Source organism: Parapedobacter indicus (genome assembly GCF_900113765.1).
Taxonomy (GTDB): Bacteria; Bacteroidota; Bacteroidia; order Sphingobacteriales; family Sphingobacteriaceae; genus Parapedobacter; species Parapedobacter indicus.
In genome coordinates, this window is the sequence record NZ_FOQO01000003.1 from 262,157 (window position 1) to 287,318 (window position 25,162).

Consider the following 25,162-nt stretch of genomic DNA (forward strand, 5'->3'; position numbering starts at 1 on the left):
CGAAAAAGCGTAATCCCGGCTTCCGTTAAGAACCGGGTTACGCTTTTTTAAATGATCCAGGGTCTACGCAAGCGCCTCCCCAGTTTCGCGTTTGCTTCTTCATCGTCCACAAAACATTCATTCACATAATCCCAACGCAGGGACCTACCCAGTTGGTAAGCAATATTCCCAATCAAACATACCGTATTGGTGCGATGCCCCACTTCAGCCGGACAAATAGGTTGCTTCCTCGATCGGATCGCATCCAGAAAATCGATGTAGTGGTTTTCACTGTGGTAAACCTTTTCCGAAGCGGCATCAATAATCGTGTCCTTCAGTTTTTTCGGATTGGTTTCCAATAATCTCCGTTGTACCCGTAGTTGCCCTTCGGTCCCTTCAAACACAATAAATCGTCCTTTTTCTGCATCTGATTGGGTCATCACAACGCCATTATCATATCGATAAGTAAGCACTGATGTATCTTTACCGTCGGGGGGAGTGATCGATACCGGACCTTTGCCGTCCATGTCCAGTGCCCATTGGACAATATCAAACATATGAGCGCCCCAATCAGTCATGTCGCCTCCTCCCAAGCCAATATAATACCGCCATCTCGCCCACATCGGATCGCCGATCACCGGAGCTAACTCGTGGTTATATGGCACCTCGTCATTCGGACCCAACCACATCTCCCAATTCAGATCCGCGGGGAGTTTCTCCTCCGGCAGATCAAACGGAACCGGTGGCCCGCCAATGTTTACCCGCACCTGCGTAATTTCACCTAGGTAGCCATTACGGATTACGTTGACCGCCTTCCTGAACTCTTCGGCAGATCGTTGCATGCTACCCGTTTGGAAGACAACCTGGTTTCTGGCAGCTGCTTTTACAATAGCTCGGCTTTCTTGGATCGTAAGCGCCAATGGCTTTTCACAATAAATATCTTTTTTTGCATCAGCGGCCAAAGTCGCCATCACGCCATGCCAATGATCGGGTGCACTGATGACCACTGCATCAATCGAACCATTGTTCAACAGTTCACGGAAATCGTCGTATTTCCGGCAATTCGCCGATGACTGATCGGAATAAGCCGAAAGCTGTCTAACAAAATGTTCCAGTTTCGATCGGTATACGTCGGCGGCGCCCACAATCTTGATGCGTTCAGTAGCCGTAAAATTCTTCTGTAATGTCAACGCTTGGCGGCCCGTACCGATAAACCCCAACGTGAGGCGATCACTAGGCGCCAGAAACCCCTTTCCTCCCAGTACAAAACGAGGTACAATCGCAATACCCGAAAGCGTTGCCGACTGCTTAAGAAAAGATCGTCTATCCATTTTTTTATTTTGTTTCGTTAGTTCCGTTAGTTCCGAGCACACGATGGCAAAAATCCAGGCACTTGCGAAGTTCAACCATCGTATCCATCCCCTCATATTCATATTCGATAAATGCAGGTATCGACCATCCGTTTTTGTTAATCAACCGCAACATAGCGGCCAATGGCGTATCCCCTTCGCCGAAAGGAGTCCGTATTCCCTGATTTTTCTTGCGATCTTTGAGATGAATGCTGAAGATATGCCGGTGGTTTTCTTTCAGATAGGCCAGCGGATCAAAATTAGCCGCAGTAAAATGCCCGGTATCCAGATTAATCCCGATATAAGAAGATTTACCGGCCATTCCTCTCGAAAAACTGTCGGGCGTGGCAAACTCATTCGGTTTATCCACATTTGCGTGATTGTGCATACCCACGCGTATCCGGTATTGCTGTGCATACCGATCGAGCCGGCCCATGATGCTGACGGTTGCCGAAGAATTGAGGGTGTTGGTACCCAGCGTCTGTGCGATGCGGAACCCCTGATCAATTTCAAAATCACTGGCGTTATCCTTGAAATTGGCGTTATAGGCAAGGATACGGATACCTGCCCGATCAAATTGCTGTCTAATCGAGCGGATTGTATCCATACGGAGGTTCTTGCGCCACTTGTGCAGCTGCTGCTGGCTTTCTCGCAGTTTCGAAGCAGACAATCCCCTTTGCCAGCGGTATTCCTCCGGTTCAATATGGCCCGACCACAATTCGCAATCCCGGATACCCAAGGTTACCATTGCAGCAATTGCATCCGTTAACGACCGGTCCCGTAAGCTGTAGGTTTGTATCCCAATGACCGGATTTTCAGTACCCCTCCATGCGTAAAGCTCCGGAGCGATCAGCCCACCGATGGTCAATGTGGCTATGTGTTTGCACCATTGTCTCCGCGAGATCGTATGGTCCATGCTATGTGGTTTAGTTCTTCCAATAGGGACTGTTGACATTTCTTTCGCTATTAACCACGTTTATTGCCTTACCTGCTTCAATGGGCAAATCCGCCTCAATGATATCCACTCCGGAATGGAGGATCATCTGGTACCCCTCTTGCAAGGTAGCGGCATCAATCTCCCCCGCAACAAATTGTTTGTCGACGTTGCGTGAGCTGCCCTGCATACACAGCGCGCCCCTTTTATGTATTTGCTCGACCATCGCGGTATCCACGGGCAAATTATGACTGATAAATGCGATCATATTTTGCCACGGCACACCGCAAGTATCCAGCGCATCCAGTTGCGATGGCTTCCCGGCCATTACTTCCATCATGACGGCCGGATTTAATGCATAGGCTTCTTGGATATCCGCCACCGAATAAGCGATGACGGTTGCGTAAGCTTCTGCCTTATGTTCGGTAATCTTACGGATGCGCACCTTCATCGGCACATCCTTTTCGTCTATGACCAGAATCGTTTTGCCCTTTGCCCATTGAAGCACCTCATCCAGCGTGGGGATCTGATAATCAGTCAGATTCCCTTCCGTATCTTTCAACCGTAGCCCTTTCAACTCTTGCAGGGTGTAATCGGACACCTTTCCGGTACCGTTTGTCGTGCGGTTGAGGGTTGGATCATGCATGAGCACGATCTGCCCATCCTTCGTGAAACGGGGATCGATCTCAATCATCGCACGGGTTTTCGATAGCATATGCTCAAAGGTAGCAATGCAATTTTCCGGATATCCTTTGCCCGGGCCTCCACGATGAGCACTTACCAACACCATGCCCTGCGGCTCATAGCGAAAGAATGTATGGAGTTCGGCGGGCGACGGCAAATCGATGACGTGCAAGCGTGGCTGTCCATATGCATACGCGGACAGTAAAAACAGCACAACAAAACTGTAAACAACTTGTCTTCCCATAATCAAACGGTATGATTCTCCTTTTAGTTATACAGACACCGTTCCCTTCGATCGCTACTATATTTTTTTTACAGAAAATGAAATTTCCGAAATTTACACTGATTTTTATTTTTTCAATGGTATAAAACAGAGCGGCGGGTCTCTATATAACAAATAGGATATTATAAACCTTATTGATTTATTAAATGCATCAGTAAAAGTTGAATTAGTTATTGTTTCCATAACATTAAGTTTGTCTTGGATAGGTAACTATGCCCTCAATTTTAACAGAGACCAAATGATGTTGAAGCACTTCGTGTTTGTCATCACACCAGGGGGGATATTATGGATTTATGGACTCAGTTTATTACCGGCGATCGGAAAGCGTTCAAAGAATTAATGGAAACGCATGTCGGTCCGTTATTTAAATATGGCATCAAGTTTTGCCGGGAAGAGGAATTGGTAAGGGATACCATTCAAGACTTGTTTATCCGGTTATGGGAACGTAGGGAGCACCTCAGCACCGAAGCAAATGCAAAAGCTTACCTTTTTGCTTCCCTAAGACGAATGCTATTCAGAAAAATCCAGAAACAACCGGATACCGTTCCCTATGATAATCTGGAAGATGCCGTTAATTTCTTTTCGATGGAGATATCTGTCGAGCAACGTTTCATCAGCGACGAACGTCTCCGGTTCGTGGAACAGCAGATGAAGATGAAAATAGCAGCCCTACCCACCAGGCAAAAAGAAGTAATATACTTGAAATTCTTTATGGATATGAACCGGGAACAGATCAGCAACATCATGCAGATCAGCCCACAGACCGTCTCCAATTTATTGCAAAACGCCCTAAAGAAACTGCGCACCGATTTGAGGTTAATTCTCATGAACCTCCTCTTTTTTTTAAAAAAGAAATAGTATCTCCTGAGTTAGGTTGTGTCTATCTAATTGTAAGACGCAGAAGCGATGGAAGATTTCCAAAATTATCGGCATTATAAAACTCAGGATTTTGTTTGGGACGACGCATTTCGGTCATGGGTATTAGAATCCAAACCGGAAGACACCCTCTACTGGACCCAATTCATGGTACAGTTTCCGGACAGAGAAGCCGAAATTAACCTTGCTAAGGACATCATCCTACGAATGACCGTCAATGAACCTGTACTTTCGGAAACCGAGATCCACGACATTACGGAGAGGGTCATGCAAAAAACCAGTTCGTCCGCTTCCCGCCCAAAAAACACCGCCAGAGCTAGTTGGAAAACATCCGTACCGATCGGGATAGCTGCATTAGCCTTCGCGGTTGCTATCGTCCTGTTGATCCATATCATGCAAACAGGCAAGCATACAACGAGCCAATTAACCGAATCAACTTTTACGACAAAGACAAATTCTTCCGGTCATCCGATGGAGATTATCTTGGCCGATCAAAGTAAAATCATTCTTGAAAATGAATCCAGCATTCGCTATCCGCAGGCTTTTGCAGACAATGATTTCAGGGAAGTACATCTGACGGGTAATGCTTTTTTCGAAGTAGCCAAAGATGCATCCCGCCCCTTCTTGGTATACAGCAACGGGATTGTAACCAAAGTCCTGGGAACAAGTTTTCGGATTCATGCCCCTAAAAGCGATGACGAACGTTCAATAGTAGAAGTTGTTTCCGGTGTTGTCGCTGTCTACCCGGTAGGCGACCACAAACCACAGGAAGTCATTACCAAAAATCGAGTCGGCGAGGTCATCCTTACCCGAAACCAAAAGGCGGAATATTCAAAAACACGCAATAATTTAGTTACGGTCTTGGTAGACGATCCGATCCCGGCAGTCACTACACGGGCAACCCAGCGGTTTGTCAATCACCCCATCCTGGATATTTTGGACGTACTCAAGTCAGATTATGGGATCGATATCATCCATGACGACCACCTATTGGTAAACCGGACGCTTACAGCAGATTTATCAGGACTAACCATGTACCAGAAATTGGATGTGATTTGTCAGGCCATTAACGCCAGCTACGAAGTAATTGATGGCAAAATAATTATCCTCTGATACATACGCCAAACGTTGCGATAGCACAATAATATCTATATAAATTAATCTTGGTTGAATTGAATTATGAAAACAAACCGACACTACATTGTTTTTTCTTTCGTACTGCTTCTTTTTTTCATCGACGGAAAGGCGTTTACACAAACTGATTTATCGAAACGGCTGTCTTTGAATATCAAGAATGTCGAATTGATATCGGCCTTAACGATTCTTGAAAAGGAGGCCGATGTAAAGTTTGCTTACAGTGCGGAATCGCTACCTGGGCACAAGCGGCTCACATTAACGTATTCGGAAGTCCCTTTGTCTGTCATTTTGGACGACATAAGCGAAAAGAATGACCTGAAATACGAAGTGACCGGCCAGCTGATTGTCATCAGCCGAAACCTCGCTAAACAGCAACGCACCGTCAGCGGGACCGTCACTACCGAAACCGGCGAACCACTTGCCGGTGTAAGTGTGAATATCAAGGGGACGCAATTGAGCACATCCACCGATGAAAACGGACATTTCAGCCTATCGCTGGCCGAAGGAAGCGGTATGCTCGTATTTTCTTCTGTGGGCTACATCACCCAAGAAATAGACGTCAATGAACAATCGTCGGTGCGTGTCGTGTTGGAACAAGAAGAAAAGACACTTAATGAGATCGTAGTTGTTGGATACGGCACGCAGAAGAAAAGTGTCGTAACCGGTGCTATCTCCAGTGTGAAATCAGAAGATCTGCAAAACCAGCAAATCGGACGCGTGGAACAAGCATTGCAAGGCCGCACATCCGGGCTCACCATCGCATCGAGCTCCGGAGCACCCGGTTCTGCCGCAACGGTACGGGTACGTGGTGCAACGTCGCTGAACGAAGGTGCCAGTGATCCGCTATACGTCGTTGATGGGGTCGTGGTAGATATCGGAGGCATCGATTACCTCAACCCCAGTGACATCGAATCCATCGAAGTGCTAAAAGACGCCGCCTCCGCGGCCATCTATGGTGCCCGCTCATCGGCAGGGGTTATCCTAGTTACGACGAAGAAAGGAAGCAGCGGCGCCGTCAGGCTCAGTTACAACGGCTATCTTGGCACCCAGGCCCCTGCTAAAAAGTTATCTCTTTTAAATGCTACGCAGTATGCGACATTAATGAATGAACAAGCGATTAATGGCGGCGGTAACTCGATTTTTTCCGACCCCGAATCACTCGGAAGAGGCACCGACTGGCAGGATGCGATCTTCAATAACGGAGCACTCGTCCAGAACCACGAATTCAGCTTAAGCGGCGGTGGCGAAAAATCTACGTTCTACTCGTCTGTCGGCTTTTTTGACCAGAATGGGATTGTGGCCACCGAAATCTCCAACTTCAAGCGGATCAACATCCGCCTCAATTCTACTCACAAGATAGCCGACTGGTTAACTATCGGAGAAAACGTGGGCTATTCGAGAATCAAGAACCTAAGCGGCGTTTCGGGCAATACCGATTTCGGCGGGCCACTCAGCGGTGCCCTAATGATGGATCCGACCACGCCAACGCTCATCACCGATCCCTCGGAAATCGATGAGGTCCCTTATTCCACCCAGCCGGTTGTAAGGGATGAGCTGGGCAATCCGTACGGAATCTCTAAATACGTTGCTCAACAGGTGACCAACCCCCTTGCCTACATCCGTACACGCGACGGTAATTACAGTTGGTCGGATGACATTGTCGGAAACGCCTATGTAGAAATCATACCGCTGGCCGGCTTGCGATTCCGCTCTACCGTCGGCACCAGGCTCTCCTATTCAGGCGGGGAATCGTTCACTCCACTGTATTACCTCAATTCCAACCAGTTCACCACGCAAACGTCGTTTGCCAGAAACCGGCAGCAGGCACTTAACTGGAATTTAGAAAATACACTCTCCTATGGGAAACAGGTCGGGGAGCATGATTTTAGCATTCTGCTTGGGCAAGGAGCCTATTCAGATAATAACAGCAGTGGCCTCAGCGTCACCTATTTCAACCTTCCCGTTAACACATTCAAGGACGCCTCCATGAATTACAGTACAGCGTCTGATAACATTCAGGCCAGCGGATACGAAGGAATTACCCATACGGTGAGCTCCCTCTTCGGCAGGCTTTCGTATAATTTTGCCGAAAAATATTTATTTACGGGAATACTTCGCCGGGATGGTTCATCCCGGTTTGGATCGAATAACAAATTTGGCTACTTCCCATCCGCATCTGTCGGCTGGGTAGTGACCCAAGAAGATTTTTTTCCAATGAATTCCTCCGTCGACTTCTTGAAAATCAGGGCGTCTTATGGCATCACGGGAAACGACGTCTTGGGTAACTTCCGCTACATTTCGACCGTTGGTGGTGGTAGGAATTATATCTTCGGTGACGATATCTACCACATCGGTTACAGCCCGGATGCACCGGCAAATCCCGATCTACGATGGGAAGAAACCAGCCAACTGAACGTCGGCTTTGATGCCATCTTATTCAAGAACTTTGACCTCACATTTGACTGGTTCAAAAAGAAAACAACCGATATCCTGCAGGTCGTACAATTGCCCAATTATGTGGGGTCTACGGGGTCGTCTTACGGCAACGTGGCGGATATGGAGAACAAGGGAGTGGAACTGGAACTGGGGTATCGCAAAACCTTAGGAAACCTGCGATTAAATATAAGGGGAAACATCTCTTATCTGGACAACAGCGTGTCCTTCCTCGGCGACGGGAAATCCTTCCTCGATGGAGGTGAAACCATCCAAAGTACCAGCTATCCCATTACCCGTACAGCGGTGGGGTATGCAATCGGGTCGTTCTATGGTTTCGAGACCTTGGGAATTTTCCAAAATCAGCAGGAGATCAATAGCTACGTCAACGCAGAAGGCAATCTCATCCAGCCTGCAGCGCAACCCGGCGACTTTATTTGGGCCGATTTAGACAGTGATGGTGCCATCACCGCCGACGATCGTACGTTTATTGGCGATCCGACCCCTAATTGGTCTTTTGGATTTACCCTCAATCTCGCATGGAAAGACTTCGATTTCCTGATGTTCGGACAAGGCGTAGCAGGCAATGAAATCTATCAAGGTTTACGACGACTAGATATTCCCACAGCTAACTGGCAAACCGACGCATGGAATCGCTGGCATGGTGAGGGCACTTCTACTTCCTATCCTCGCTTAACCACGAAAGATGTCAATAAGAATTTTTCGAATCCTTCCGTATTTCATCTTCAGCGTGGAGACTATTTCCGGATTAAGACGCTTCAAGTTGGCTACACCCTTCCGGCTAAACTCGTAGATCCGATCGGTTTGGCTAAAATAAGAGTATATGTAAGCAGTAACAACTTATGGACCATCACCGGTTATACCGGTTATGATCCCGAGATAGGTGGTGGCAGTTACGGAATAGACCGGGCCGTCTATCCGCAGTCAAGATCGTTTCTATTTGGTGCTAATTTAAGTTTTTAATCCATTCAACTCATGATCCCGATGAAAAGATATATAACCCTGGCAGCATTTTCACTGACCACCGTATGTTTTATTTCCTGCAGCGAAAGTTTCCTTGAGGTAGATCCACGTGCTACGCAAATTGAATCCAACTACTACCGCAATCCAGAGGAGGCATTTAATGGTCTGGTAGCCGCCTACGATCCGATGGGTTGGGAAGGAAAAGGCGGTTACGGCAATTTCGTGTCGTTCGTTGCGGGGTCCGACGAAGCATACAGCGGTGGCGGAAGTTCATCTGATCTGTGGTATCTTCAAACCATGAATGACTACCGGCTACTCGATCCCGCCAATGGGCCCCAATTAGACTTTTGGTCCAAAGGATTTACTGGCGTGTCACGCGTAAACACCTTATTGAATGTACTGAATGAAAAGGAGATTGAGGGATTGGATGATGCAGTAAAAGCCCGATATATTGCCGAAGCCAAAGTATTGAGGGCTTATTATTATTTCGACCTGATCCGCATCTTTGGTAATATACCGTTGATCACGGCCCCCCTTTCCACAAATGAATTTTACGAAGTCACGCAGGTATCGCCCGCTGAAGTATATGCCCAAATCGAGACGGATTTAAAGGAGGCAATTGCCGAGGCGAATTTACCCGATAAGGTTCCTGCGGCTACCGAAGGCGGTCGAATAACCAAAGGCATCGCTGCAGCGTTACTAGGTAAGGTAATGGTATACGAGGAAAAATGGGGGGAAGCAGCGGATTACCTGTCGATGGTAAACGGTACACCCGGCGGAACCAGCACCTATGGATACAAACTACTGGATAACTTCAGCGATATTTTCAGGCCGGACAACCTATTCCACAGTGAGTCCATCCTTGAGATCACCCACACTTCTTCCGCAGCATCGGGATGGGGAAACACATCGCGTGTGGAAGGGTTTATTGCCAGTACCATGTTCGGACCACGGAGCTACAGTGGTCCTACTTATGATTTCGGTTGGGGTGGTTGTCCGATTACCCCAGAGCTGATAACGCTTTTACACAATGACCCACGTTACGGAACTACGGTTAACGATGTTGACAGCCTGGTGGACCTTGGGTTGGCCACCTATGTACCCGGCTATTTGAATACCGGCTATTTTGTCAAAAAGTTTGCGCCGCTGCAAGAATTCAAAAATACCGGCGCCGGCCCCGCAACGATTAATTATCCGCAAAATTACATTGAAATACGTCTTGCTGACACCTACCTGATGGAAGCTGAAGCGCTCGTGGAAGCTGGAGAGAACCTCAGCCGTGCTGCTGCATTGCTAAACGCAGTCCGGCATCGGGTTGGCCTTGCGCCTGTAGACGCCACATTAGAAAATATCCATATGGAAAGGCGGAAAGAACTGGCCACCGAAGGGCATCGCTGGCACGATCTGGTCCGCACAGGACAAGCAGCCACGGTATTACAGTCAAAAGGATTCGTAGCGGGGAAAAATGAGCGCTTGCCCATTCCATTAGAAGAATTGACAAATACCAAATTAGTACAAAACCCTCAATACTGATGAAGCGGCTTATCATACTTTGTGGGAGTGCTGCCCAACTTTTGATCCGTTGCATTGTCTTGTTTCTTTGTAGCAATGTTTCTGCCAATGCACAGACGGCAATCCAACGCCCGAACATCATTTTCATTATGGCCGATGACCTCGGGTACGGTGACGTGGGCTTTAACGGTCAGGATAAAATCAAAACCCCGAACATCGATCGGCTAGCTGCCGAGGGTATGGTATTTTCAAGGCATTACGCCGGCACCGCAGTCTGCGGTCCTTCGAGAGCCGCTTTGCTGACAGGCATCCACACAGCACATGCCAACGTCCGGGAGTTGTCTGCCTGGACCGCCAGCGGTAATCCCATTGGATTGCAAGCCGAAGAAGTGACGGTGGCCGAAGAGCTGAAACGTGCGGGGTATCGCACGGCTGTCATCGGTAAATGGGGCCTCGAAGAAGGAACCGGAGAAGGCCATCCCCTCGACCAAGGGTTTGATTACTTCTATGGATACCTTACCCATATGGAGGCGCATCACTACTATCCGCCCTACATATGGGAAAACAGGGAAAAAGTTGAATTGCCACAAAACCGCACAGCCGAAAAAATTGGCGAATACTCCAACGATGCATTCACCCGGAAAGCCTTGGACTACGTTATAGCAAATAGAGAAACTCCTTTTTTTCTCTACCTCCCGTATACAGTTCCTCACAATGAAATAACCGTACCTGAGGATGCAAAGATGCCCTACCTCAATCTTGGATGGCCCAAGCGTCCCATGAAGCAGGGCCATTATTATCACGATCCAGAAGGAAATGTCACCTATGCGGGTATGGTAAGCCGACTGGATACCTATGTGGGGCAACTGATGGACCGGCTCAGGGAACAAGGGCTGGAAGAAAACACCTTGATCATCTTTACCAGCGACAACGGTCCGGGCTATGATGACGGCTTTTTCAATAGCAACGGTGGATTCCGCGGGAAGAAACTTACGTTGTATGAAGGCGGACTCCGCATGCCATTCGCAGCGAAATGGCCTGCAGTCATCAAACCGGGCCGCTCGACATCGGAACCCGTTGCTTTTTGGGATTTCCTACCTACGGTTTGTGACATTGTCGGTTTGCGCCCCAGCGTCCACGTCGATGGTGTTTCCTACTTTCCATTGCTTGAGGGGGCGGCAACACTCCCTGCGCCTCATCCTACTTTTTATTGGGAGGTCAATGAAACGCGGGGACCTATACAAGCGGTGCTTATGGGCGAATGGAAGGGCATCAAGCAGTATCAAAAACCTTTTGAACTGTATAACATCAAACAGGATCCAAACGAAACGCAAAACCTCGCCGCTTCGCACCCTGATATCGTAAAGCAAATCGAAACCTATCTATCGGAAACACGGACCGAACATCCCGAATTTCCATTAACCAAAAGAGAGGCTCATTATGATAAGTAATCGTTCATTTTTTCTTTTGTTGCTACTGGGCTTCTTTACATCGCCCTCATTTTCTCAACTTCCCAAAAACGTCATTTTTATCCTTTCCGACGATCACCGCTACGATTTCATGGGATTTACGGGAAAAGTTCCCGGACTGAAAACGCCGAACTTGGACAGGCTAGCGCTCGAAGGTGCCCATTTCCGGAATGCTTTTGTTACCACAGCCCTCTGTTCTCCTTCCCGTGCATCCATCCTCACGGGCCAATATGCGCATACGCACACCATTGTCGACAACCAGTCGCCAGCTCCTGAAGGGTTGATATTCTTTCCTCAATACCTACAGGAGGCCGGTTATGAAACCGCCTTCTTTGGCAAATGGCACATGGGTAATGACGATGGGAGTCCGCAACCCGGTTTTGATCACTGGGTGGGTTTCAAAGGCCAAGGTGTTTACTACAACCCGACGTTAAATATCGATGGGGTTCCCAAGAAATTTCAGGATAGCACTTACATTACGGATCTCCTGACCACGTTATGCATCGATTGGATGAAAAAACAGGAGGCTGATAAAAAACCCTTTTTTGTCTACCTTTCCCACAAAGCCGTACACGCCAATTTCCAGCCGTCAAAACGGCATAAAGATCGTTACCAGCATCTTGAATTCCAATATCCTCCCTCGATGTTTATAACGGCTACCGATACCAGCAGGGCTTACGACAAAACACGGTGGCCCGGTATGGGAAACTATCCGGTAAACGAACGTGACATTCCGCTATGGGTGAGACAGCAGCGCTACAGCTGGCATGGTGTGGATTACATGTACCATGGCACCACCGACCTGGATAAGATGGCTATCAACTACGCAGAAACCCTGCAAGGCGTGGATGAAAGCATTGCCTCCGTACTCGATTACCTGGAAAAAAGTGGTTTAGCAAAAGAGACCTTAGTCATTTATATGGGAGATAACGGCTTTTCATTCGGCGAACATGGACTGATTGACAAGCGGCATGCTTATGACGAATCGATGCGCGTACCGCTGTTGGCCTGGAGCCCCGGCTTTATTAAGCCCAACAGTAAAATAGATCAGATGGTACTAAACATAGACATTGCACCCTCCATCCTGAACCTAGTTGGATTAAAAAAACCAGTACAAATGCAGGGCGAATCGTGGCTTCCCTTAGTATCCGGAAAAACCATTCCGTGGAGGGAACGCGTGTTTTACGAATACTATTGGGAAAATGCCTTTCCCCAAACGCCTACGCAATTTGCCGTCCGTACATCCCAGTATAAGTTTATCCGAAGCCAGGGTGTATGGGACATCAACCAATTGTATAACTTAGAAGCGGATCCCTACGAGGTCAATAATTTAATTCGTGATCCAGCCTATCAATCCATTGCTTCGGAGCTGAATAGCGCGCTGTGGGACTGGCTTGAACATACAGAAGGAACCTTTATCCCCCTCAAACGGATCAAATCAAAACATAAAGATCACAAATTCAATGGAACTTGGTAACCGCGCATGGCGCATGCATGCCTATTTTATCTTATTTACCGTCGCCATCTTCTTATGCGGCAGCTGTTCATCCGTTGACGGAAAAAAAACGGAGACTACGCTTCCGAATATTCTATGGATCGTAGCTGATGATCTGGGTACCGATCTCGCCTGCTACGGTACGCCAGCGGTTCAGACGCAAATCTTGACAAATTTGCCGATCAATGGCTTGACGAGGCCGATCGCGGTGTATATCCCGAACCCGAAGCTGAAATCTCGTTTGCGGCAGCGTTGATGAAGGACAATTTCGAAAAGGAAATGAAGAAAAAAGGATTGAAAGTAACTGTCAGCGATTCGGCTTTTCTAGCCTATTGAAAAAAATGCTCCAGTAGATTACTTACATCAGCAACGTATCGATCCGGTGTCCATGCACCATCTGCTCCTTTTCGGACCATGAAAATACGGTAAATGTTCCGTCTTGTGAGGCGACCATGGCTAAGGAATCATGCTGGTCGTTCACAAATTGGGCGGCGGCCAAATGCCGGGTTCCGCCAATGGTGGTGGCATCTAACAATTGCATACTGCTACCTGCCACCGGTTCTGTTAATATAATCTGGGCGACGGGCAATGCGTGTGGTGAACGTGCTATCTTGGCTCCGAAAGCAAGTAATTGATGGTCCTGCGTTATTACCGTGGCTCCGTCAATCGCTGAATATCCACCTACCGCAGCGACTATTTTGGGTAACGTATCTGTATAGGGAATCTGCGAGCCATCATTTCCAATAGGAGACAACATTTCATGAGGTTCGATCAAATAGTTGATGGGTTTTACAATGGAATGCAGCCAAGCGGCACTGTTGGGAGGAACGACCACCAACAATGCGCCACGGCCATGGCTACGTATCGCCAAGGCCAATTGCACGAGGAAATTTTCGGGCTGATCATTCTGTGTGTGAGAAAATCCAAGTAAAGCAGAAAGAATTCCTGGACAATCGGTCAACCCCCAATGGTTATCGTCGATCACCTTGATCTGATTGCCTTTGAGCACTGCCACATTGACAAACTTGCGTGCATGCTCCCGGTGCTTTTGTTTCACCACCAATAAACCGGCCTCCACAACCTCTATCACCATCGTATGGGTGGGCACTTCATGCGTGGTACCCCATATATAAAAATTATCATCTTCTATCCACACACCTAAGTGTATTCCCGGTTGTACAACCGCTGGCGACAACTTGACCAGGTTATAAGGGGTAAAACGTTGCGGATGACGAAAAACCAAACGATTCACCGCCAAATCCGGTGGCACAAATGCTACCGATATTTTCGGCTCATAGCCCTCTTCGCGGCGCAAGCTTGCCCAAAAAGCGGTGTCAATGAGTATTTCGATAACCGGTATGTCCGGAATATGCCTGTAATCCGTATCCCGGTGGTCAACTAACTTTTTAAAATGTTCGGCTATTCGATACGACACCAGCTTAGCCGCTAGATATGTGGGGTCTGAAATCATTTTTGAAAAGGGCAAACAATACTGCCGCCGACTACTATTTATTGAGTTATATCAGCAAACTTACCTATCTTGCCATTGATTTGCAAGTTATGGTTTTCTTAAAACAAACAGGATTATGCGATTTATTATTGAAGTATTATTGACCGGGTTAGCCGTCTTCCTTGCGGCGCTGGTCCTCCCTGATTCGGCCGTCAGCGTTGCGGGATTCGGCTGGGCAATTGTTGCCGGACTTATCATCTCCTTCGTGAATGCGACCGTCGGTACTGTTCTCCGTTTTTTTACGCTCCCACTCAATCTCCTTACCCTCGGATTGATCTCGTTTATTATTACCGTGTTGATGGTACAGCTTACCAGCTACTTTATGGGAAGTAAATTTGAAGTGGCAAATTTTTGGTGGGCAGCCGTCTTTGCGATCGTCGTGGCGATCATCCAACTGATCCTAAACAGTATTTTTGGATCGAAAGAACGTGACTAAACCGATGGCCCGTAGACTAACTTAACGGAAGCCTACGGGTTATCATCAAAAAATCCTAAATTAGCCAAATCAATTTGCTGAATCCATCGTTATGAAAGTTCTGTTGACGGGCCTATTCCTTCTTGTAACCATCGGTTTCTCCTATTCGCAGGAAAGATACCGGATCGTATACGACTACAAGACCGATCGCCTCAATTTTTATTCCATCGATCAAAACAACCGGATTATCGATACCCTCCGGAACCCCAAGTTCAAACGCAACCGGGCAATAGAAGTTCAGTTGAAAAATGTCAATCCATTTGCCGTTGACGTGAGTACTTCGGTGGTTGAAAAAAACGTCCACGAATCTTCAGGAAGCAGCGGCTTTACGTTCAATTCGCTTTTGGGCAGTATCGGCAAACTGACCGGTGACAAACTAAAATTAAATTCATCCAGCCTCCCTTTGGGAGAAAAAGAATCGCCTGCTGCGGCTTCACGGGGCGCGGCGTTATCCAATAAATTATCCGAGCTCGACGAAACTACCACATACGTTTCCGCCATTAAAAGTGCCTTGGTAGCAGACTTAGTGAATCCCGACCTTAACAAAGATTCGATCATTCGGCATCTAAAACAAATCGCTGGCAAACTGGAAGATATACGGCTGCCTGATCCAGATGAGAACTTCTACCTCTTTCTTTCTCATCTTGAAAAAGTCATCCTACAGGACAAAAATGAGCTACTCTCATCCGCTAATGCGTTTGTGAGCGAAATCGAACAGCCACCTTCCTCCGACGAACCGCTATCGAGGGGACAACTTGTTGCCCGTCATACCACATTGAGTAACCTGCAAAACGCCATCGCATCTGTCAATAGCACGACCGATCAGACCACCGATCACATCGGCCAGATCAAAGCACTCTACACCGATCTGGAAGCAGCGTCTTTTGATCAAACCTACGACTATGTCATCGAAGCAGATAAAGCAACGATTGAATTGAAATTTCTGCGCAGTGCCTTTGCCTCGCAAAACAGCTCCGACCCTACCCGACAAACTGTCAAAACACGCAACGTGCGCGTTGCTGCAAAAGGCGGATTCAAGATCAATACCGGAATCGCAATGACGTTGAATAATTTCAGCGCTACCTCCAACAGCTATTTCATTAGCGATGCTGGTATCATCGGCTCTGAAAAAAACACCAACTTCGTTCCGAATCTAAGTACGATGATCAACTTTTACCCGATTATCAGCGAATCGTTCAACATCGGCGGTAGTTTTGGGCTGTCTGTACCCATCACCGACAAGGTGGGCGGTGTTAATTTCCTCCTCGGTCCGTCTCTGTTCATCGGTGACAAAAACCGGCTTTCGTTTTCAGGCGGCATTGCCTGCGGACCGGTCAATAAGTTGAGCAATGGCTTAAAGCCGGGGGACGCCACAGACATTCGTGACTTAGAAAACTACACCAAATCCGTCTATAATTTCGGATATTATCTCGGTGTTTCATTCAGTGTGTTCGACATCAATTAATCGTAGACTATGAAAAAAATCTTCTTATTCCTAATTACTGCATCGTTACTATTTCAGGTTGGCTTCGCAAAAAAAAGGGCGTTGATTATCGCGATCGGAGCATACCCTGCCAAAACCGGTTGGAGCGCGATCAGTTCGGTAAATGATGTTGCATTGATTCAGCAGGCATTGGCTAAACAGGGCTTCGCCGATGCGGACATGGTTATCCTAACCGACGAACAAGCAACGAAAGAAGGCATTATCCGAGCGATGGCCCAATTGCAGGCAACGGCCGAAGAAGGCGACATTGTGGTCATTCATTACTCGGGCCATGGCCAACAAATATTCGACGACAATGGCGACGAAATAGATGGCAAGGACGAATCCATTGTTCCCTACGATGCCTTTGCCAAATATACCCACAACTACGCTGGTCAAAACCACATCCGGGATGACGAATTGGGCAATATCATTGCCAACTTCCGGAACAAATTGGGTAAGGATGGACAATTGCTCTTCATCATGGATAGCTGCCACAGCGGCTCGACCACCCGGGGGGCAAAGGCACGCGGCGGACAAGCGACGTTTGCACCCCCCAACTGGACGCCGCAGGAGGCGGACAAAACCAAAGGCAGCGGGCTGATCGAACGCACACGGGTAACCCCCGAGGCTTCTCCATTCGTGATGATATCCGGTGCATCGGCCGATGAGTTAAACTATGAATACCAGGGGTGCGGATCCCTGAGTTATGCCTTTTCCAAAGCCATGACTGATCTGGGGTCAGATTTTACCTTTCGGCAATTATTCTCGTCGATTGCGGCCAACATGAATGTCATTTCACCCAAGCAAACGCCAACGATCGAAGGCGACATTGATTACCTCCTTTTTAAAGGAGAGTACGTAAAGCAGCAACCTTATTTTACCCTCAACCGTATTGTTCAGCCCGACGTGATCCAAGTTGCCGGGGGCCAATTACAACGGCTGTTTAAGCAAACGAGCGTCTTTGTGCTTCCAGCGGGCACAACTACTGCTGATCCCGACAAAGTCGTAGCAAAAGGAACAATCACCAACGCAAAATTCAATGAAGCCGTTGTTAAGCTTGACCGTCCGCTGGAAGACCCTAACGAAAAAAACTACTGGGTATTCGTCGATCAACCCGCCTATGGCGACATTGCCATCCAGGTTTATTTGCACCCATCGGTTGACGATGCAAGCGTGAAGACGGCTATCTCCGCCTTTCTATCGGAAAACCATCTTGGAAAAATCGTCACGGATACCCTCGAAGCCGATGTCATTGTTGAAAAACGGGCAAACGCGTATCAATTGACGGTAGCGCAGGGGGAATCGGCTTTCAACGAAGCCGAAAGCTCACGGGGGGAAGACCTAGCCGCAGAAATCAACGAAAAGTTATTCAATTTTGCACAAGGACAATACCTCAAAAAGCTGAGTCTCAAAAATTACGAATACGAATTTGAGTTCAAACTGATTCCCATTGATTACGACGTTGAACTGGGCATTTCCGGAGATCTGAAGCCGGATACCGCACTTGTCAACGAGGCCGGCATATTTGAGGTAGATCCCGAATCCGATTACGTCGTCTTGCAAGTCACGAACAAGAGCGATCGGCCCTTGTATTTCAGCATCATCGAAATCAATACAAAGGGAGAGATTGCCTCCTTTATGCCCAATGATAATTGTCCGCTGACCGATGAGGAACGCCGCATTGCGCCCGGACAAACCATGACGTTTTCCGACTGTGTATTCTCCTTCGGGCCGCCTTACGAGCGACTTATCCTCAAGGGTTTTGCCACGTCAACGCCGATTAATTTCCAGTCGACAGTGGCTACGAGGGGTGAAGGTACCCGTTCGGCCAATCAGCATCCCTTGGAACGATTTATTCAGCAAAGCTATACGCAAAGCCGTGGGTCAAGCAGCACAAGTGTCACCGGTAAAGTAGACGGGTACAGCTCGGAATTTGTGTATGAAATCGTAAAACGCTAAAAAATGCTTAAAATCTGCGAACTGGCCTGTACGACCATCCTGCTCTTCTGCTGCATCAACGCTTACAGCCAGCCACCCGAAGTCGTTATTCAAAAAGAATACGGCTCTATCGAAAACATCAAATTCTCCCCAAACGGAGAACAGTTTATTACGTATGCGCTAGGGGCTACCGACCTCGATATCAACTTGTGGGATGCCCATTCTAAACTCATGCTGGGCTATGTAAACATCTATTTCGGCAACGGAGAAGGCAGTGGTAAAATCAAATTAATGAACGACGGCATTGTCTATGTAAACGACAATCAACACATCTATCGGTATGACCTAATTGCCAACTCAAATGAGACCATCTACGAAACTGTCTTTCCCAACTATATACACGACTTTGAATGGCTGGACAACCATCAGCTCTTCGTATTGGAAAAAATCTATTCCGAACAGCAAAAGGAGGTGCAAGAAGAATCTCACCATTTCAATGCAGTCATATACGATGCTCAATCGAAGAAAATAGAAATTGAACGGCAAATCAATCAGGAATTAACTGCTGTTGCCATTCCCCCGGCGCACAATTTTCTGCTACTATTGTCAAGTAACGGAAAAGCTCTTTTTTTGGATTCTTCCTTACAAGAATACCGCTCACCCATCACAATAAACCAAACGAAAGCACCAGGCTTTTACTGTTTCGACAAAAGTGGCAAGCACTTAATATACAATGAGCAACTCCACACCGAAATCAAACTATTAGATGTCGAGTCCGGTAACATCGTTCAACGTATACAGTTACCTAAACCACACGACGCTCCAGAAACCAATTTTTTCGCTTCTTCGGTCGATGAACTTTATAACATGATATATATAGCATCAGAAAATGTTTTATATACACATTCAGGATATAACACCATCAGCCGCATTGATTTGGCAACTTTTGAAACAACCGACCATTCGATCATTGACTTTGATGACCAAATCGGCTCACTGGCCTATAATCCGCTTTCTGACGAAGGGTTTATTACCCATGGCAAAACTGGCTCAATGTTCAGGGCTAAATCGAATCTTTCAATTGTTGATTTCGAACACAAAGAAATCCTCGCCCGTATTCAACAGAACTTCACTGCCAACACCAATTGCTTTTCCAATCTCATCACGGTTGGTGGACAACGTTTTTTGACCGCCACAGACCCAGAATCTGGTTCGAAAACCTATCACAATAACCTTACCCTCCACTCACTTGATTTACTGACCACTTCCCGCATCACGTGCGGTTCAAATTGCCTGATATCCCAAAATAGATCGACCGACCATGTGCTGATTGAGATGGGCACCGGCAATCGGAGTTTTCCCCAAAAGTTGGCAGATATCGATATATATGCCGGCATACTGGGAACCAACTGGTTGGGCAGAACCGTCGATTTAAGTCAGCCCGAGAGCGATCCAACAAACATCTTTGAGGACTTTACCAAAATTAATCTCACCGAAATAAGCAGCTGGAAAAAAATCAAAAAATATTCTTCGTATGAGATATTACACTATTTAGACAAGCAGAAAAGGCTCATTGTAGCATTCAGCAATGCAGACGAAACAACAGTCGCCATTTTAGATGAACACGGCAACTTACTTAAAGAAATACCAGCCGAATATTCGGTCAACGCTAAAACGTCTCCAGACGATGCCTACCTAGCTCTCTATTGGTCAGAGGGCAGTAAACACGAACTCATCGTCATCGACACACAAAAGCTGACTACTGTTTATAAAAAAACAGTTAAGGCGGATGATTTGATTACAATTGGGTTCTCTTTCGGCGACCTTCCGGATGATTTTTTCTATTCGTACAATACTTTTGACCATCAAACAGGGTTTCTGGGTCAAGTATTTCGCATTGACCTGCGTTCTTCCAAACCTGCAGAAACACCTTTTTATAAAGGCGATCTTTTTTTTGCGGATTTTGAAGTATCCAATAAAAACAGTCTCATTCTGGGCAATTCACTTGAGAGCTATATCATCTACGATACCAAAGCCGGACATATTGAAGAAAGTGTTTATACTGGAACGGGATCGATTGACCACTTCACGTATTACCCGGGAGAGAATACGTTACTTGTTTCTGGCAATAAACTGTACTCACGTCTGATCAATCTATCAAAAAAAACAGCGGTCACTTATCACCAGTCCAATGAGCATTTTTTTGCCCAAAATGCCGACGGTTACTACATGGCTTTTGACTATATACCCAATAACATCGCTTTTGTTGTAAACAATAAAAGCTATCCGTTTACGCAATTTGACCTTAAGTACAACAGACCCGATAAAGTGATGCTTGACCTAGATATGTTAACCGCAGAGCGGCAACAGCTATTTCAGGAAGCATACAATAAACGGATTTCAAATCTTCAAATCGACACCTCGCTAATCAATCTTCCTATTTCCAACCTTCCATCCGTGAAGTTGACTTATAGCCGAAAATCATTCCATACAACCGATCAGGCGATCCCCGTTAACGTGTCTATGCACGACAGCCTGTCTACCCTGAAAGCCTGGAATATTTGGGTAAATGGTGTTCCACTGTTTGGTAAAAATGGAAAATTGATTGAAGGAACCGTCCAAAACTATTCAACCCATTATCCGATTCCGCTGTCATCAGGAACCAACAACATACAGATATCCTGTACGAATGCCCGCGGGTTAGAATCGATGCGTGAGTCTTTCTCAATACATAGAGTTTCAGACGACACAAAAACTAAGGTATATTATATCGGCGTTGGCGTGTCTGATTACCTGGACACTACCATGAATCTTGTTTATCCTACCAAAGACGTGATGGATTTGGATAAGCTTTTCAAAGAAAAGTATCAAAATTATGAGGCCCATCTACTACTGGATAATAAAGTAACACTTGAAAACTTACAGAAAATTCATGACATTTTGGCCCAGACAACCGTCGATGACCAAGTGATTATTTCTTTTCACGGACATGGATTAGTTGATGATGAGAGTAACTTCTATTTTGCTACTTACGACATGGATTTTGACCATCCACAAAAACGGGGATTCTCTTACGACCAATTATATCAATTGTTTTCATTTGGCTCTTCCAGGAAGAATGTCATATTCCTCGATGCATGCCATAGCGGTGAGATAGACAGCGATGGACAAACGAATACCGTTTCCACGGAGAATACGCAGGTCAAGGCTACCGAAACACCCTTTAACAATAGGGGATCAAAAGCAATTGCCGTTTCAAAAAAAGACAATTTGCAAAACAGCTTTGCATTAAAGCAACGACTATTCAATAATTTCATCGGTTCAGACGGAACAGTAATTATATCGGCATCAGCCGGTGTTGAGTATGCATATGAGAGCGACGAATGGAAAAACGGTGTATTCACATACAGTATTATCAACGGGCTGAAAAACAATCGAGCAGATAGTGACGAAAACGGCCAGATTACGATTTCCGAATTAAAAGCGCATGTATCGCGTCAAGTAAAAGAATTAACAGATGGGCAGCAGACTCCAAATGCAAGACAAGAGAACGTATCAACCGATTTTCAAATTTGGTAAACGGGCAAAAAGAAAGCATGAATTATCATTCAAAATGACCAGTCCCACACTAGCAGACATTTAGGCATCAAATTAGACATAGCTCGATAAATAATTAATGGAACCGGCAGATTCCGAATGTTTCACAAAGCGCGTCGGCGATCGCCCGTTCGTCCATTCCGAGTAAACGCAGATCATCGATAAAGGCCTGATGTTCGGTTTCCAACTGCCTGTAGGTATTCCGGTCAATTAACTCAAAAACGAAAAACGGTAGGTTATTCAAATTAGGAAATGCTTCAGTCGTAACCGTCCACTCAACGTAGCTACCCCCCGCAAACACGCTATTGTCGCCGTAGAGTGCCAGCCGGGAGCCGTCCGTTTCAAACTTAGCCAGTTCTCCCGTTTCGATATTGCGGATCAACACATAGTACGCCGTAGCAAGCGAATCCGTTTTCCAGTTGAACCGGACCTTGGAATTTACCACTTTCGCACTGTCCGTCGGTGTCAGCATTCGCATTTCGCCCCGGAATGCCGCTCCGATCAGCGTCTCATTGCGCTCTCCGCCCACGAACTCCTTCCATACATAGGTTAGGTATTGAGCCGTCATATTACTCCCTCGCGGCTTCCCTTTACGCGCGAGGAGCTGCTGAAAGCCAACGGTTGCCGGCCCCACGGCCTCGTAGGTAACTCCCCGCTGGTCTATCGCCGTCAAGCTGGCACCATTTCCCAGTCTCAACGAAGACGACGCTGTGAGCAATGAGCCCTTTTTCGCCATTCGATCTGCCTTTCCCGTAACAAGGATAACTTCACCCTTTACCTGAAAAACATATAGACTATCCTGCGCTGCTGCAGTCGATATCAGCAGCGAGGCAATCAATCCAAGAGATAGCTTTTCCATGCAAACCTTTTTTTCAAATAAACGACTAAATATTCATAATATCCGATCATTTCGAGTCCCAATAATACCCAGATTAACACAGGCGTTATGCGTACATAAATACCTGATTTCAATAACAGCAACGTAAAATACACCAGGATTACCGAAAGGGAGAGCTGAATGATTTTGGCTAAAATATCAAATGCAAATTCGTTCCGTACATAAAGCCGCATTCCGCCCTTCACTACCAATAAACAGGAAAAAAAAGCCGTTAGGTAAACCAATCCATTCGGAATGCCCATCAAAAACCGACTATGCAAGAGCATATATACGACATTGCCATGGATTTCCACACCGTACATATCCGGCGTTGAACGGCCGGCTATCGACGGATTCATCGGCGTAAAATGCTTATCTTCAATATCGTTGGCATTGCCAGTAGGAGTTCCCAAGTAACCAAAAATGACAATTGCATCCTTTAGCACTGGCAACGATTCATTTTGCAGTACATCGTCGATATCAAGCGTCAGGAAGCCTTGGCTAGCAATACGGTAATCGATTGGCTGTGATTGAGATAGTCGGTCCAATGCTCCTCGCTCCGCATTCTTGCCTGCTAGTCTAGCCAGTCTAACCCCTAAACTTACCGAGGTATCGCCATTCACTTTCACTCCCCTAAATTCACGGATTACCCGACCGCCGTCAGGTTGATCAAGATTGACAAATCCCTCATGGGCAAACCGCTCCCGGAAATAGGGATGACTGGCTACTAGGGCCGTATCTTCCCAATAGAATGCCGCAACCACCCGGTGATGACTCAATGCCTCCCGCAATAAGGAGTCGGAATACGGCTCCTTCAAATCCCTAAACAATAAATCGACGCCAATGGCACTAGGCTGTGCTTCGGCGACCTGTTGCAGCGCTTGGGCGATTTCAAAACGCCCTGCTTGTTTCACATTGACCAGCACAACTTCCTTCGACGTTACCTGATCATAAAAGCCTTCCGAATAATACAGATCATTGAAGCTAACATCTTCAAACGCCTGCTCAAAGGGATCCAAAAACGATACGTTGACAAAAAGCAAATAAAAAAACAAGGCAACCGTGCCTGTAAGGCACGTACAGAAAAATGCATCTCTCCAAAGGAGGTACCGCTTTGTGTTATTCATGGTTATCGTCGGCTAAGCCCTGCACGGGTTGATTATTTCTGTCAAAGATACCACTCTTTGCCAGAAAGTCAAGGTCAGCATTACGAAAAGCAAGGTATCTCAGGACGTGCGCAGCGATTTCCGGAATGCTTCCGGGGTAACTCCGGTATTTTTTTTAAAAAACTTCGTAAAGTATGAATTGTCTTCGAAATTCAGCATATATGCAATCTCGGCGATGGAACGTTCCGGATTAACCAGCAGTCGTTTGGCTTCTAACGCGATGCGGTTTCGAATTACCTCGCCGGCCGATAGGCCCAATAAGTCTGAGCAAACCGCATTTAAATGATTTGGGGTGATATAGAGCAGCGCCGCATAATCCCTGGGTAACCGTAACTCTGTAAAGTGCCGGTCCACCAACTTGCGGAAATTCCGAAGAAGTGTCGTACTGTAGGAAAGTGGTACGGGCGTGGTCGCTTCCTGCACACTAGTTACATCTAAAAATAGCTTAAGGATCAGCACACGTAACCTATCCAGGTTTCTCGCACCCACAACGGAAGCCAATTCAACCATCTCTTCAAAAAGTCCTGTGAGCGTTGCCTGCAATGATACCGGGATATCGACCACCGACTGCTGGGCTACCCCCTGAAAGAATGGGAACTCGTCGATATAATCCGGCCTCAGTAAAAAAGATTGAAAGAACGAAACCGAGAAATTCAGCACATAGCCATCGACTTCCTCGTCGAATGCCCAATGGTGCACCTGCCCCGGAACCATGGCATAAAGTTGATGCGGCCGGACCGGAAATCGATCAAAATCAATTGTATGATGGCCTTTTCCCTGCGTGAAGTAAACCAGATGATAAAAACGATGACGATGGGGTACGTCTAATTTATGATGTTCTGCATGGTAAAGAGCAAAAGGTCGCACCATAACATCGGGATGAGAAGCGACCAACTCGGCGATATCGAATACCGGATACTGCTGTGCCATGAGACTAAAATACTAATAAACTATCATATCGGAGGACAAAGTAGGCAA

At 46.7% G+C, this 25,162-nt stretch carries 18 protein-coding genes; 11 read left to right on the forward strand and 7 right to left on the reverse strand.

Going from position 1 to position 25,162, the window contains the following annotated elements:
• Positions 1–47: 47 nt before the first annotated feature.
• Genes BMZ56_RS07785 through BMZ56_RS07795 form a run of 3 tightly spaced genes read right to left on the reverse strand, consistent with a single transcriptional unit; the run spans position 48 to position 3,190 of the window.
• Positions 48–1,310 carry a Gfo/Idh/MocA family protein gene (locus BMZ56_RS07785; RefSeq protein WP_090626255.1) on the reverse strand — a complete coding sequence of 421 codons (1,263 nt, stop codon included), beginning with the start codon at positions 1,308–1,310 and terminating at the stop codon, positions 48–50.
• A gap of 4 nt (positions 1,311–1,314) precedes the next feature.
• The gene (locus BMZ56_RS07790) at positions 1,315–2,244 is read right to left on the reverse strand and encodes a sugar phosphate isomerase/epimerase family protein (RefSeq protein ID WP_177195080.1); all 930 of its coding nucleotides are present in this window, start codon (positions 2,242–2,244) and stop codon (positions 1,315–1,317) included.
• A 10-nt stretch (positions 2,245–2,254) separates the two neighbouring features.
• Complete coding sequence (locus BMZ56_RS07795; protein WP_090626011.1) at positions 2,255–3,190, reverse strand: glycerophosphodiester phosphodiesterase family protein; 936 nt, start codon at positions 3,188–3,190, stop codon at positions 2,255–2,257.
• 324 nt (positions 3,191–3,514) lie between these two features.
• Between BMZ56_RS07795 and BMZ56_RS07800 the strand changes: the two genes are divergently transcribed.
• The 7 genes from BMZ56_RS07800 to BMZ56_RS07830 all read left to right on the forward strand — a co-directional run bounded on the left by BMZ56_RS07800 (position 3,515) and on the right by BMZ56_RS07830 (position 13,391).
• Positions 3,515–4,087 carry an RNA polymerase sigma factor gene (locus BMZ56_RS07800; protein WP_090626012.1) on the forward strand — a complete coding sequence of 191 codons (573 nt, stop codon included), beginning with the start codon at positions 3,515–3,517 and terminating at the stop codon, positions 4,085–4,087.
• Positions 4,088–4,135: 48 nt separating this feature from the next.
• Positions 4,136–5,218 carry a FecR family protein gene (locus BMZ56_RS07805; protein WP_090626013.1) on the forward strand — a complete coding sequence of 361 codons (1,083 nt, stop codon included), beginning with the start codon at positions 4,136–4,138 and terminating at the stop codon, positions 5,216–5,218.
• 66 nt (positions 5,219–5,284) lie between these two features.
• Positions 5,285–8,659, forward strand: a complete 3,375-nt coding sequence (locus BMZ56_RS07810; protein ID WP_090626014.1) for a SusC/RagA family TonB-linked outer membrane protein — start codon at positions 5,285–5,287, stop codon at positions 8,657–8,659.
• A gap of 21 nt (positions 8,660–8,680) precedes the next feature.
• Entirely contained in the window at positions 8,681–10,192 is a 1,512-nt protein-coding gene (locus BMZ56_RS07815; protein WP_090626015.1) for a RagB/SusD family nutrient uptake outer membrane protein, read from the forward strand.
• Positions 10,192–11,622 carry an arylsulfatase gene (locus tag BMZ56_RS07820; protein ID WP_090626016.1) on the forward strand — a complete coding sequence of 477 codons (1,431 nt, stop codon included), beginning with the start codon at positions 10,192–10,194 and terminating at the stop codon, positions 11,620–11,622. Before BMZ56_RS07815 ends, BMZ56_RS07820 begins: the two co-directional genes overlap by 1 nt.
• The gene (locus tag BMZ56_RS07825; RefSeq protein ID WP_090626017.1) at positions 11,612–13,117 is read left to right on the forward strand and encodes a sulfatase family protein; all 1,506 of its coding nucleotides are present in this window, start codon (positions 11,612–11,614) and stop codon (positions 13,115–13,117) included. The genes BMZ56_RS07820 and BMZ56_RS07825 overlap by 11 nt, the downstream gene beginning before the upstream one ends.
• Complete coding sequence (locus BMZ56_RS07830) at positions 13,104–13,391, forward strand: hypothetical protein (RefSeq protein WP_090626018.1); 288 nt, start codon at positions 13,104–13,106, stop codon at positions 13,389–13,391. Before BMZ56_RS07825 ends, BMZ56_RS07830 begins: the two co-directional genes overlap by 14 nt.
• 102 nt (positions 13,392–13,493) lie before the next feature.
• Here BMZ56_RS07830 and BMZ56_RS07835 read toward each other — a convergent pair whose 3' ends face one another.
• Entirely contained in the window at positions 13,494–14,606 is a 1,113-nt protein-coding gene (locus BMZ56_RS07835) for a putative sensor domain DACNV-containing protein (RefSeq protein WP_090626019.1), read from the reverse strand.
• Positions 14,607–14,721: 115 nt separating this feature from the next.
• On the opposite strand from BMZ56_RS07835, the gene BMZ56_RS07840 reads away from it, so the two are divergent.
• The 4 genes from BMZ56_RS07840 (at position 14,722) to BMZ56_RS07855 (ending at position 22,123) form a co-directional block, all read left to right on the forward strand.
• Complete coding sequence (locus BMZ56_RS07840) at positions 14,722–15,081, forward strand: phage holin family protein (RefSeq protein WP_090626020.1); 360 nt, start codon at positions 14,722–14,724, stop codon at positions 15,079–15,081.
• 91 nt (positions 15,082–15,172) lie between these two features.
• Positions 15,173–16,585: a hypothetical protein gene (locus BMZ56_RS07845; RefSeq protein WP_090626021.1), complete on the forward strand. Its 1,413-nt coding sequence runs from the start codon at positions 15,173–15,175 to the stop codon at positions 16,583–16,585.
• A gap of 9 nt (positions 16,586–16,594) precedes the next feature.
• Positions 16,595–18,565, forward strand: coding sequence for a caspase family protein (locus BMZ56_RS07850; protein ID WP_090626022.1), 1,971 nt, complete (start codon positions 16,595–16,597; stop codon positions 18,563–18,565).
• Between the two features lie 3 nt (positions 18,566–18,568).
• Positions 18,569–22,123, forward strand: a complete 3,555-nt coding sequence (locus tag BMZ56_RS07855; RefSeq protein WP_090626023.1) for a caspase family protein — start codon at positions 18,569–18,571, stop codon at positions 22,121–22,123.
• Positions 22,124–22,217: 94 nt separating this feature from the next.
• Here BMZ56_RS07855 and BMZ56_RS07860 read toward each other — a convergent pair whose 3' ends face one another.
• The 3 genes from BMZ56_RS07860 to BMZ56_RS07870 all read right to left on the reverse strand — a co-directional run bounded on the left by BMZ56_RS07860 (position 22,218) and on the right by BMZ56_RS07870 (position 25,114).
• Positions 22,218–23,000: a hypothetical protein gene (locus tag BMZ56_RS07860; protein WP_090626024.1), complete on the reverse strand. Its 783-nt coding sequence runs from the start codon at positions 22,998–23,000 to the stop codon at positions 22,218–22,220.
• Positions 22,976–24,145: a CHASE2 domain-containing protein gene (locus tag BMZ56_RS07865; RefSeq protein ID WP_090626025.1), complete on the reverse strand. Its 1,170-nt coding sequence runs from the start codon at positions 24,143–24,145 to the stop codon at positions 22,976–22,978. The genes BMZ56_RS07860 and BMZ56_RS07865 overlap by 25 nt, the downstream gene beginning before the upstream one ends.
• Positions 24,146–24,244: 99 nt before the next feature.
• Positions 24,245–25,114: a helix-turn-helix domain-containing protein gene (locus tag BMZ56_RS07870; protein WP_090626026.1), complete on the reverse strand. Its 870-nt coding sequence runs from the start codon at positions 25,112–25,114 to the stop codon at positions 24,245–24,247.
• Positions 25,115–25,162 lie beyond the last annotated feature (48 nt).